Annotated in this window: 11 protein-coding genes; 8 read left to right on the top strand and 3 right to left on the bottom strand. The window is 37.4% G+C overall.

Going from position 1 to position 12,651, the window contains the following annotated elements; translation table 11 throughout:
• Positions 1-649: 649 nt before the first annotated feature.
• Complete coding sequence (locus tag MTCD1_RS13435) at positions 650-1,330, bottom strand: substrate-binding periplasmic protein (RefSeq protein ID WP_057181448.1); 681 nt, start codon at positions 1,328-1,330, stop codon at positions 650-652.
• Between the two features lie 332 nt (positions 1,331-1,662).
• On the opposite strand from MTCD1_RS13435, the gene MTCD1_RS13430 reads away from it, so the two are divergent.
• Positions 1,663-2,274, top strand: coding sequence for a methyltransferase (locus MTCD1_RS13430; protein ID WP_057181449.1), 612 nt, complete (start codon positions 1,663-1,665; stop codon positions 2,272-2,274).
• Between the two features lie 585 nt (positions 2,275-2,859).
• Positions 2,860-4,164 (top strand): inosine/guanosine kinase, encoded by a 1,305-nt coding sequence (locus tag MTCD1_RS13425; RefSeq protein ID WP_057181703.1) that lies wholly within the window; start codon positions 2,860-2,862, stop codon positions 4,162-4,164.
• A 347-nt stretch (positions 4,165-4,511) separates the two neighbouring features.
• Here MTCD1_RS13425 and MTCD1_RS13420 read toward each other — a convergent pair whose 3' ends face one another.
• Positions 4,512-4,886, bottom strand: coding sequence for an RNA-binding S4 domain-containing protein (locus tag MTCD1_RS13420; protein ID WP_057181450.1), 375 nt, complete (start codon positions 4,884-4,886; stop codon positions 4,512-4,514).
• A 233-nt stretch (positions 4,887-5,119) separates the two neighbouring features.
• On the opposite strand from MTCD1_RS13420, the gene MTCD1_RS21250 reads away from it, so the two are divergent.
• Complete coding sequence (locus MTCD1_RS21250; protein WP_157447808.1) at positions 5,120-5,278, top strand: hypothetical protein; 159 nt, start codon at positions 5,120-5,122, stop codon at positions 5,276-5,278.
• Positions 5,279-5,332: 54 nt separating this feature from the next.
• On the opposite strand, the gene MTCD1_RS13415 is transcribed toward MTCD1_RS21250, so the two are convergent.
• Positions 5,333-6,232, bottom strand: coding sequence for a JmjC domain-containing protein (locus MTCD1_RS13415; RefSeq protein WP_057181451.1), 900 nt, complete (start codon positions 6,230-6,232; stop codon positions 5,333-5,335).
• A gap of 295 nt (positions 6,233-6,527) precedes the next feature.
• On the opposite strand from MTCD1_RS13415, the gene MTCD1_RS13410 reads away from it, so the two are divergent.
• The 5 genes from MTCD1_RS13410 to MTCD1_RS13390 all read left to right on the top strand — a co-directional run bounded on the left by MTCD1_RS13410 (position 6,528) and on the right by MTCD1_RS13390 (position 11,903).
• The gene (locus tag MTCD1_RS13410; RefSeq protein ID WP_057181452.1) at positions 6,528-7,400 is read left to right on the top strand and encodes an NAD-dependent epimerase/dehydratase family protein; all 873 of its coding nucleotides are present in this window, start codon (positions 6,528-6,530) and stop codon (positions 7,398-7,400) included.
• Positions 7,401-7,891: 491 nt separating this feature from the next.
• Positions 7,892-8,509: a PH domain-containing protein gene (locus MTCD1_RS13405; protein ID WP_231733047.1), complete on the top strand. Its 618-nt coding sequence runs from the start codon at positions 7,892-7,894 to the stop codon at positions 8,507-8,509.
• On the top strand, positions 8,502-10,061 hold the full coding sequence (locus MTCD1_RS13400) for a PH domain-containing protein (RefSeq protein WP_057181454.1): 1,560 nt from the start codon (positions 8,502-8,504) through the stop codon (positions 10,059-10,061). Before MTCD1_RS13405 ends, MTCD1_RS13400 begins: the two co-directional genes overlap by 8 nt.
• A 180-nt stretch (positions 10,062-10,241) precedes the next feature.
• Positions 10,242-10,523 carry a helix-turn-helix domain-containing protein gene (locus tag MTCD1_RS13395; RefSeq protein WP_057181455.1) on the top strand — a complete coding sequence of 94 codons (282 nt, stop codon included), beginning with the start codon at positions 10,242-10,244 and terminating at the stop codon, positions 10,521-10,523.
• A gap of 3 nt (positions 10,524-10,526) precedes the next feature.
• A complete protein-coding gene (locus MTCD1_RS13390) occupies positions 10,527-11,903 on the top strand; it encodes a HipA domain-containing protein (protein ID WP_057181456.1) in 1,377 nt (458 codons plus the stop codon).
• Positions 11,904-12,651: the final 748 nt, after the last annotated feature.

Here is a 12,651-nt window from a genome sequence, read left to right as displayed (position 1 = left end):
CACTAGATCAAATAAGAATCATTATCATTTTCATTTGCTTTAGGAAAGGTTGGCAATTAACTTTTTAAATATAAATCATGCGATAAAGGAATTAGTCTAAAAATATGATGGTGATAAAAGGTGAAGTAATTCGGATTATATTTTGTATTGATAAAATGCTGGCTAAGGGTAAGCGACACATTCGGGGCTAAGATTATGCCATTTATACTAGAGCATACGTTAAAAGATCATCCATGGGGTTGGACAAAAATACTTCAACTTAACTTAGCGCTCATGAATATAACTTAAGGAGTTAACTAGGACACCCTCCGTTATGGCAACATTAGCGGTAGCCGAATTAATGAGCGAATTCATGAGCGAATTCAACCTGCAAATTGAATTCGCCTCATGTGCTGTCAACAAGTGACTAGCTAATGGTTAAACGAAAGCGAAGTTATAACGGAGGTTGAATAAAGCCTAGATATTTATTTATTAGAGTTAACTAGGACAGCCACCGTTATGACAACATTAGCGCATGTTGAATTCATGAGCGAATTCATGAGCGAATTCAACATGAAAATTGAATTCGCTCATGTGCTGTCAACAAGTGACTAGCTAATGGTTAAACGAAAGTGAAGTTAAACGAAAGTGAAGTTAAACGAAAGTGACGTTATAACGGAGGTTGAATAAAGCCTAGATATTTATTTATTACTGCCCTATCTTTTCCCTGACTTTGGTAAAGCAAAAATTGTTTATCAAACTCACCTCTTAGTTTTTGATCATGAAAACCGACATGGGCTTTAACTTCGGAGAATAATAGAAAATTATCAATTCCTGCAACAGTAAAATCTTCTGTCGGGTTTTTCTTAAGATATTCTTGTAAATAATAATAAAAAATATAGTAATCCAAAACCACAACGTCACACCTTGCTTTGATTAACATTTCTGGAAATTTTGACATGTCATGCAGTTCAAGATAGCTTTTAAACGTTGAAATTTTGACAAACTCGTCGCCAAAATAACCGGCCGCACCTTGAAAAGTAACTAACCTTACACCAGCTAAATCCGAAATTTTATTAAAGTTAAAATGACTCTTCTTTAAACTAAAAGCTATCGGACGATAATTTATAATAGGTACAGAAAAAAACAACTTGGCGGTATCTTTCTGAAAAAATGTTGGCAAAAACAAATCAGCTTTCTTATGCTCAACTTGACGCATTGTTCGCTTTAAGGGGGCAAAACCAAGCTTAACCGTATGGCCCATTATTTGTAAGACCTCCCGAGCAATATCAACATCGATGCCGCTATTTGTGGCGGCAATCATATGCGGCGGTCCATCATCAGTTAACATCAACAACTCTTTAGCGACTAATGGTATGGATAAAATTGTCAATATTAATAGAGCAATAAGGCTACTGAACTTTAAGGTATTTTTAAACATTTGATTTTAATTTAACAGGACAAAATTAAGTTTACGACTTGGCAGTAATTATAACTCAATTTTTATCCTTTAGTGGTTAGCGCTGCAATATCTAGCCATTAATTTAATCAAGATTTAGCATGGTATGAAAGCAGCTTAGTCAGAGGTAAGGTACGCCATTATCACTACGGACAAATAGCTGTTTTTGCTTTAACATACTAGTTAGTCTGGTCGGTAAACGTCATAAAAAATGAGGGATAGCAATGAAAAGCAAACAAGAGCACTGGGATGAGATTTTTTCAGCAAAACAAGATACTGAGCTCGGCTGGTATGAAGACGACTTATCCCAAACGCTGAATTTGCTAAATAATATAGCTATTTCTGCCAGCTCAACATTGTTCTTAGCCGGTGCGGGCACTTCCAAGCTAGTGGATGAACTACTAAAAACCAAGGCGAAATTACTGGTCAATGATATTAGCGCCAAGGCTTTAGAACAGTTATCTCAAAGGCTGGATACAAGTCAATGCCAATATTTACACCATGATTTAAGCCAAAGTTTTGATGAAAGTTTTGCTGTCGATGTTTGGATTGATCGCGCTGTATTGCACTTTCTCCTCACTGAAGAGCAAATTACCCACTACTTTGACAACCTGAAAAACACCGTCAAATGTGGCGGCTATGTGTTATTGGCAGAATTCTCCAGTACAGGCGCAACCCATTGCGCCGGATTAACTGTGCACAGATACTCTACAGATGAAATGCAAAAAAGACTAGGAGACAAGTTTGAGCTCATCGAAAGCAATGAATATGTCTTTGTTAATCCTTTCCAGCAAGAAATGCCTTATATATATGCACTATTTAAACGTACTATTTAAAAGTAACTCACCTTATCTTGGCGTTAACTCGTGAACATTGCCTCGTTGATAAACGCCATATTATAAAATGTAGGATACACGTATATAGTACTTAGCTAATGATAGGCAAAAAGATAAAGCAAGTATGCCGTAGTTAAAATGATTGTTCATAATATAACGTCCGATAACTTTTATTTAATCTATCTTATCTTTCATTCCTTACTTTGCTATTTTGATATCCATTATTACTGAACACACGACGCTGCTCTTTATAAAATATTGTTAGCGCTATTAGCGCGGGTAAAGCATTTCCGCGGTGCAATTAAAGCTTTAATCTTAAATTATAGTAAAAAATAACCTATATCTATAAGGGTTACTTTAAAGTTGATAATTGACAAAGAGCAAGGCTATGCCAATAGTGAGGTGACTTGCAGGGTTTTATTAAAGATATGAATATTAATTAGCCCGTTTGTGGATGTGCCCTTTCTTTTTACCTTTCTACCCTCTTCTACCTATCTTCTTTGTTAGCTTTCTTGTTTTTTTATTGGTAGTTGCTTCGCTTGTTAAGTTATAATCCCCCTTCCCGAACTCATGAATACTATTGCAATGAAATTTCCAGGCCGTCGCCAACATAAACATTATTTTCCGGTTGAGAATAAAACCCCACTTACCAATAAAGTTAACTCTGAGCCTAAATTAGCGCGTAGCTATATTGTTGGTATAGATCAAATACTTGTTGATATTGAGGCCAAAGTTGATGATGAATTCTTAACTGAATTTTCCCTTAAACGGGGGATGTCCCAGGTTATCACTGACGAAGTTACTCATCGTTTATACCAAAGGTTAAAAGACGAGCAATTAATCAACTATGAGTTTGCCGGCGGTACCATAGGCAATACTATGCATAATTACTCAGTACTAGCTGATGACAGGTCGGTGTTGTTGGGTGTGATGTCAAAAAACATGCAAGTGGGCGACTATGCCTATCGCTTTGTCAGCAATACCTCTTCTCGTGTCGATTTAAATTACTTGCAACCCGTAGATGGCCCAATCGGCCGTTGCTTTACCTTAATCGATGATACCGGTGAAAGAACCTTCGCGATTAATGCCGGCTTAATAAATAAGCTAAAACCTGAATCAATTGATGAATCCTTAATTAGTAATGCCGCTGCTTTGGTTATTAGTTCGTATTTAATGCGTACTGAAGAAGGCGATACCATGACACAAGCGACCCTTAAAGCAGTAGAGTGTGCCAATAAGGCCGGTGTGCCGGTAGTTTTAACCCTAGGCACCAAGTTCCTTATTGAAAAAGAACCTGAGTTCTGGCGAAAATTTGTCAAAGACCATGTCAATATTCTTGCCATGAATGAAGATGAAGCGCAAGCCATAACCGGTATTACCGACCCATTAAAAGCCGCGGATGCTTGTTTAGACTGGGTAGATTTAGTAATTTGTACCGCAGGCCCAGAAGGTTTATTTATGGCGGGCTATGTCGATGAGCAGCATAAAAGAGCCACTGAATACCCGCTACTATCTGGCGCTATAGCTGACTTTAATCGCTATGAGTATTCACGACCAATGCTATTAAAGGATTGTGTTAATCCGGTGAGAATATATACCCATACTGCACCTTATATGGGTGGACCAGATAATATTAAAAATACCAATGGTGCCGGTGATGCGGCCCTTGCTGCCGTGTTACACGACCTAAGTGCTAATGTTTATCATAAAATGAATGTTGATGATTCCAGCAAACATTTGCAGCCAGCAATGACATATTCATCGTTATCACAAATCAGCAAGTATGCTAATCGCGTTAGTTTTGAAATACTGATGCAGCACTCACCTCGGTTATCACGAGGCTTACCTGAACGAGAAGATAGCCTAGAGCAGGCATATTGGGCATTGTAAGTATTTATTCTCCGTGCAACTGGGGTTTTACTGTTAGCCTAGCAAAGCCCTGCCCTCAAATAACTTCAAAGACAATCCTATGGTATTTTATTGCACAAATTAGTTATCGCTCTATTCATCACTTTGTTTAGCTCTGTTGAGATTTTTTACCGAGATAATAAAGAGGGAGAAGCAATCCTCAGCAACCGCCTATAATTTAGCTGGTTATACACTTAAAGAGTTGCGGGATTATTGGTTTTCATTATTCACCGGTGAGTCAGATTGTCGTAAAAGACAGGACCTGACCCTCATGTGCGATTAATTTTAAATGACGGTAAAAATTTAACGACTAATTAAAGTGAAATAGACTATTTTTTCGAGCGTTCGTTCGATGCTTCAGTAACAGCTTTTGATGAAATAACCCGCGCTTCGCTTTTAGCTTTGTTTTTAGCTCTTTGTTTCTTTTTTGAATTTTTACTTACTGAAACTACAGTACTAATAAACTCTGCTGATTTGTTGGTGGGATTATAAGCGACCTCAATAATTTGACCGTTATATTTGATAATATCGCCGTGGCGAATTTTTTTACGCTTTTGAACTTCAACTTCATTATTGACTAAAACCTTACCTTCACTGATCATGGTTTTAGCTTCGCCGTCACCGCCAACCATTTTGGCAATTTTGAGTAATTTACAAAGTTCTATCGGTTGAACACAAATGTCGAAAATTGAGTGTGCAGACATGAAATACGCCTAATAATTTTAAATAATAATATTGTTAAATTCTAACATATATTACGGTTATTGAATAAAACTAAAACGTTAAGCGACTGTCCTTATTAATTGTTAATTATTAGCCAAGGTATGGCTGTGCCCTTTTTCCTTTTTTCCTTGGTAGAAAAAACATGGATCTTCGATCAGACACTCGAAGATGACGGCTAAGTTGTAGTAGTTGTGCATAAACCCATCAGCCATCATTGACGAAGTGGCTAACACCGAACATCATCATTGCCGAAAGGGCGAACCTCGTCATTGCCGAAGTGGCAAACAGCATCAATGCCGAAGTGGCGAACAGCATCATTGCCGAAGTGTCTGATCGGGAATCCAGAAATAAAGTTGTAGGCAACAAAAAATAACCTTAAGCAATCACCTAAGTTACTGATAAAAACCAGTAACTTTCAATTTTTTAGTTATAGCTCTTGATGCTCAGTAATGTCTAAGAAATCAACCGCATTCCAATTCTTAACATCGGCACTTAAACCATTGAGAAGTTTGTTGAATTCACTGTTGTGAGTACCCTTGTCATCGATAATTACCGTCTCCCGCCACTGCTCAGAATGAGAGAGTTTTTCTCTTAAGGCCGTCATCGCAATATCAATCCAAGTCGGCGGTGTAAAAGTAAAATTAAACGAAACAGCATCGGTCACGGCTTCAGTCATATGCCAAACTCCTCGTGGTACAAAGAGAATTGAGCCTGGTTCTAATATATATTCAGTACAATCTGCGGGGAATGATTGTGGAAATTCTTTAGCGCTATAACGTCCTAGTTCATCATCAACAGGATGCCCGATCACATGACGAGTCATTGGATTGTTAATGGTGTTATTTTCTGCTAACCACCATTTTTTTGTTCCTTCTAATTGAAGAACAAAATTAAAATTCTGATCGAAATGAGGAGCATTTCCTTTCCCCGCTGGTGTTGCGTAGACTAAGTTTCTAACATAGGTCAACTCAGAGAAGCCAATGTCTCTTCTAATTTGCTGATTCCACAGATCAAACTCAGGAATTATTCTATTGACGTCATTAAAGAGAATGCAGCTGCCATTCTTATATTCATGGAGAGCGTCTTCAGGAGGGATTGAGGTCTTTGAAATTTCATCGGCAATCTTTGGGTGAAATACATCAACAGTGTCGCGCCAACAGGCGGCAAGGCTTTCAACAGAATCAAGAAATGGCAAACTCATTAAATCTTTAAGGGCTTCGGAATTACCATGGGATATAAAAGGTGTTTTAGACTTGAGTAACTTTAAAAATTCTTCTCTGGTATTATCGCCAATAAGTGACTTTAGATTGATTTCGGTATTGCTCATATTTAATTTACGTAATTTAATGCTCGATGAGGTGAATTATCTCATGAAATAAACACGATGAATATCTCTACTCGATCAAAACAAGTTTGAAGAAAGAGACAATTTAGCGAGTGCTAGGCAAGTAACTTTTTACCCGCATATAGCTTCGTTCGCAAAAAACAACAGACACCCACCCCAAAAACAATAAATTAACATTATCCATTATTGTCAATTTTAAAGTGGTGCCTCGTTTTTCTATCAATGATGATATAATACATTCATTTAAAAGCTAGATTTAGAGGGTTGAAAAACTTAAATGAAAATATTAATTTTGGGTGGAAGTCAGTTTTTTGGCAGAAAACTTGTGCAGCTTCTCTTAGAGAATAACGATGAAGTGACCCTATTAAATCGAGGCAATCACGCTGATGGCTTCGGAGAAAAAATTAAGCGGATTATTTGTGACCGTACTGACAAAACAGCCTTCGAAGAGGCCATCAAGCAGGACTATGATCTAGTTTTTGATCTATCATGTTTTGATTTTGAGCAAGCAAAACACGCCTGCGAAGTCTTCAACGGTAGAGTGAAAAAATATCTTTTTACTTCCAGCATTTCTGCTTATGTAGAACGCAATGATCATTTATCTGAAGAGCAATTTAATCCTTTGGATTTTGAACTTGCCAATAAAGTGGGTAGAAAGGAGCACTACGGCGAGGCAAAACGACAGGCGGAAATTTCATTTATCAAATTTGCCACTTTTCCAGTTACCAGCATCAGGCTTCCCGTTATTGTAGATGCAGAGGATTATTCCCTAAGGCTGCAGCGCCATGTCAACAGTATAAAAAATGGACTGCCGCTCTACTTTGATAATCTTCAAGGTAAAATTTCTTTTATCTCCGCCGATGATGCCGCTAAAACGCTTTTTGAATTAGCCGGAAAAGATTTCTCAGGAACGATCAATGCAGCAAGCGCTAAGCCCATAACGCTGCAACGATTTATTGAGATTATTGAGAAAATTACCAATTCAAAATTTATTCTGGCAAAGCAGAAATTAGATAACAATGTCTCACCTTATAATAATACCGGAGACTGGTGTCTACATTGTGCAAAATTACAAAGTCTTGGCATAAAACTCCAAGAGATTGAAGATTACTTACCTGGGATGGTAGAGAGTATCCATAGAACGGGTTAATTTCACTGACCGCTGTTAGAAATGACAGCCATAAATTAAGATTTATTAAAAATCGCGGATAAACCACTAATATATACGCTGAATTGGCGAACAACATCATTGCCGAAGTGGCGAATATCGTCATTCCCGAAGTGTCTGATCGGGAATCCAGAAATCAAGTTGTACGCAGCAAAAAACAATCTTAAGCAATCACCTAAGTTACTGATAAAAATCTGTAACTTTCCATATTGGTGAGCGTTCACTAAAAATATCTTCATATTATTAGGGTCAGAGTAAATTAAAAGACTCAACGCTCCCTCAACCGCTACTTTTCGGTTATTTGCCAAACCGCCACAGAGCCTGATATTTCATTGCCTACCACTAATAATGCGGCTCCAGTTGGGCTGTCTGCTGCGTTGATAAACTTCATGCCTTCTGGCCCCAAATCACCAGTAGTATCAGCGCCGGCAACCAAACCACGATTATAAGAATATTCAACAAAGGTAACTAATTTGTTTTTATCGAAGGGGGATTTCGCGGTACACTACACTAAAATAACAGGCGATAAAATTAAGGATTTTAATCATATGCAAGGAACAGCTTTCACTAATACTTCATTAACGGCTGAATCTTTACCCAGTTTAGTTGAACTTGAGTTTCAACCCATATCGGCTATTTATCGGCAAAGCAATCTCATTATCAATGTAGCATTTACCCTATTTTTAGTGACACTATTATTTGTTATCCAACAGCAAAACATCTGGCCATTATCTAATGATGTTGCTGACTTATTTAATTGGTTAATGCTGGTTTTGTTTATGTTAGGTGGTTTTAATACTCTCTATGCAGCATTTGCGGATAAACAAAAATTTTATGCTCTGAGGCAACAAGACTTAAGTTATCGCAGTGGTTTACTGTTTCGAAAAACCGTTAGCCAGCCAATGTTGCGTATTCAGCATGTTGAATTAAAACGTGGACCTATCGATCGCAAAGTCGGTTTAGCAAAGTTACAAGTATTTAGTGCCGGCGGAGCTATGCATACTTTTGAAATACCAGGTTTACCACTAGCGTCAGCTGAAAGTATTCGTCAATTTATTTTAGATCACAAAGATGTTAATCGTCATGGATAAGTCAGTTGCAGCACTTACCCCGGTAGTTGAAAATAGCAAAGACTGGCAGCGAATTTCGCCGATAGCGCTGTTATTTTTTACTGAACGGTTAATTAAATTCTTTGTCAGTAATTTGGTGGCCTTTTTACCTGCGCTTTATTTTGGCTATGACGGGTTAAAAGAAAATCCGCAATTAGGTCTAGCTATTATTGTTGGTATCTTACTGTTCATCTGTTTAACAACATTCTTAAACTATTACTTTTTCCAATACCGTTTAACCCAAGATCACATAGAAATTCGTTCGGGGGTATTTTCAAAAAAACACATCAATTTACCTTTTAGTAAAATTCAAAATGTAAAACTTGAACAGCCTATCTATTATCGCCCTTTTAATTATACCTGCTTACAGTTAGATACCGCGGGCTCTGCTAAACAAGAAGCACAAATTGTCGCTTTAAAAGTTGATTTTGCCGAGCAATTGAAAAAAGAAATTCTTGCTCAATATTCAATAACTCACCATGCCGAAAGCCCTGATGACTCTGCAGAATTAACACCAGAGGCGGTAGAAAATGAAATTATACTGAATACTCGCTCAATCGCCGATTTAGTTATTCACGGTATAACCAATAATCGTATTTGGATTTTCCTTGGCGGCTTAGCGCCGTTTTTTGATAAAATCGCTAGCTATATTGTCAGTACCTTCAGTGATTTTGGTATCAATATAGAGCAATTATTAACTTTCTCCGACAAACCCATGTGGCAAATAACGCTTTATGCGGTAACACTGACTTTTTTAATTTTATTGCCCTTTATATTTTTTTCCATTGCTGGATCGGTTGTAACCTTTTATCACTATACCTTGAGCAAAGTAGGCGATCGTTACATTCGTCGTAGTGGTTTGTTAACTAAATATGAAGTCAGTATGCGTTTATCACGCTTACAAATGGTGATCAGACAACAAGACTGGCTTGATCTACTACTTAAGCGTATTAATTTAAAATTTGAACAAGCCAATAATGTGCTTACTCAACATCAAGCCGGTGCGCAAAATAACCGAATTATCGTGCCTTCTATTTTTGCCCATCAATGTGCCGCTTTAGTGGATGATGTTTATCCTAATAATCAAATGATGACCATTGCTTATCAGCGCATTAGTAAAAGGTTTTTACTGCGTAATTTAGTTTTTATTTTGTTGCCGTTATATTCTTTAGTTACAGTATTTTTAACCGTAACAGGTAAAACGCAGCTCTTATGGGGTATTACTCCATTGGCAATTTTTGCGGCTTTGCTTATTTTTATGCGCTGGTATCGTTGGGGATATGCCAGTGATGATAACTATATTTATATTCGTCGAGGCTTTTTTGGTGTTGACTATCTCTGTTTTGAACATTACAAAGTGCAACAAGTGAAGTTTAAACAAAGTTGGTTTCAACAGCGTCACCAACTTTGCTCTATCTCTGTAGTGTTAGCCGCAGGAGCCATTAACTTACCCTTTATTAAGGCAGATAAAGGCAGCGCCATGTTAGATGAAATACTATATCAAGTAGAAAGCTCAGGCAAATCTTGGATGTAATCTGTTTAGGGTTAGAGTAAAAGACTTAAAACGCTTGCCCAGATATAATCACCACTAATGGTGAATAATAATTTAAACAAACACAGCCAAGCAATTAATCACCACTAATGGTGATTAATCATTGTATTCTGCAATCACCTTACTATAATCACCACTTATAGTGATTAATTGGTGTAAATTATGGGTAAAAAAGTTAAACCGTCTAAAATGCCTGAAGCTCGCTTTATTGATAACGCCATTACCTTAGGTGAGCTAATCAAAGCAAAGCGAACTGCTATGGGGGTTAAATTGAGTGACTGCGCCGCATTATGTGGTATTGGTATAAATACCTTATCTCGCATCGAAAATGGCAATCAAAATTGCACATTATTCGCAATGTTTGCAGTACTCAATGGGCTTGGTATCAAGCTTAGCGCTCAAGAATTAACATCAATAGCATCATCAACCGATGAATGGGTGTGATCAGTGACAACGACAAAAAATGATGAGGCCTACACCTTAATAGTCAGCTTTGCTGGCAAAAAAATTGGCACTTTAGTACAGGACAAAAACACCAATTTACTGCACTTACACTATGATAAAAACTGGCAATTACATGGTTTTCCAATTACGCCAGCATTACCATTAACTAATCAGCATTCACCAGAGGTTAGTTACAATTATCTTGATAATGCCCTGCCCGAAGGTGAAGCAAGAAAACTACTCGCTCAAAACTTAGGTATTTCTGAAAAAAATGTTTATTCGCAAGTTAGAGCGTTAGGAAACGATTTAGCTGGAGCGATTACCTTCAATCATGCTAGTGCTGAACAAAATGAAAATAGCCAGCCTTGTGGGCCTATTTTTAGACCACTAGCAGCGGCGGAGCTGATTGCTAGATTAGATCACAAAGAAGACATTGGATTATTGATTTGGGATGACAAACCTCGCCTGAGTGTTGCCGGTGTTCAAGATAAGTTAAATGTCTTTATTAATCCCCCTGATAAAACCGATGATGACACGGATATGAAAATTGGCTTTGGTGACGGCTCTTTATGCTCAACTCACCTACTAAAATTTGAGAAGGCGAACTGCCCTAATTTAGTGATCAACGAATATTTTTGTATGAAGCTATCACACGAGGTTGGTTTACCTACCGCAGAAGTAAGCTTCACACGCTTTGGCGAGCACCCAGCACTTATTGTAAAACGATTTGATCGTAAATATGAAGCTGAAAATAAAATAGTGAGAAGACGTCACGTTATCGACGGTTGCCAAGCATTAAACCTGCCTAGAGATAACAAATATGAGCGGAATTTAGGTGATGGCCGAGACGTGAAACATATACGTGACGGCGCCAGTTTAAAAAAGCTTTTTGATTTTTGCAAAACCATGAACTCACCCGTAGCAAGTACTCAATGGTTAATTAACTGGCAGCTATTTAATTTAATGATTAATAATTTTGATAGCCATGGAAAAAATGTATCGTTATTTTTTGATAAAAACAATAATCAATTTACCCCTGCTTATGATCTCGTTAATGTTGCTATGTTTTCATCGTTTAAGCATGTATTAGCAATGGCGATGGGCGATGAATTTGAACCAGTTGATATACATGCTTACCAACTGGCAGACTTTGCTGAAACCTGTAATATTGACAAAAAATTACTCTCGCGCTTATTAGTCGCATTAGCTAAAAAAGTGATATCAACACTTAACAGTAACATTATCTTAAAGTCTTTTTCCGAAAATAAATACGTCACTAAAGAAGATATTAACTACCTAACGGCTGTATCTGAAAATATAAAATTAAGAGCCGAACATTTACTCTCTCAAGCAGCGGATATTCCATCAATAGAAGTGTAATTTTTTTACATGCCTATGTAGTTTACTCAGGAACTCTTTGTAAACGTCAGGACAATATGCTCCTGCATTGTCTAATCAACTACATCCATGTAGCGTATCTTCGAAGTTTCTGATCGAAGTTCTATTGTCTTTTAGAAATGGCTCCAGGACAATAAGCTCAGGAGAATATGCTCCTGCATTCTCTAATAAGGTACTTCCTGTACCGTCTGCATTGTCTTCTAAGTAACATAAAATTAAGTTGTTGATTTGTAAGCAATGAACAAAAATATAAAGTCGTCATCTTCGAAGTCTCTGATCGAAGATCCATTGTATTTTAGAAACTGGATCCCCGATTAAGACACCACGGGGATGACGAACAAAGGTTTGCTGTACTTGCGGGTAAAAATGTTACTGGTAGATGGTTGGGGCGCAGCCGCTGATTTGCTAATAAGTGCCATCCATGGCACGTCCGATTAAAACACTACGGGGATGACGATCCTGAGCCAAGTGCATAGGCATGTTTTTTTTAAAAGTAACTGACTAAAAATAATAGAAGGGATTTTCATGAAGAAGTCACTTTGGGTAAATGTTACCGACCCCTTTTTATGGCCTATTTATGTTAAAAATTAGCACTGCTCAATGCATATTCTGCTATTTACCTCCTAAAAACAGACTTTATTTGTAATTCATTCCAGATACATAAGTCAATAACCTGTAATCATATTAAGATACATATATATATTTAACGTAATCTAAATTGGTATCACAT

This window comes from Colwellia marinimaniae (assembly GCF_002207865.1).
Lineage (GTDB): Bacteria > Pseudomonadota > Gammaproteobacteria > Enterobacterales > Alteromonadaceae > Colwellia > Colwellia marinimaniae.
This window is presented reverse-complemented; position numbering and strand designations above follow the sequence as displayed.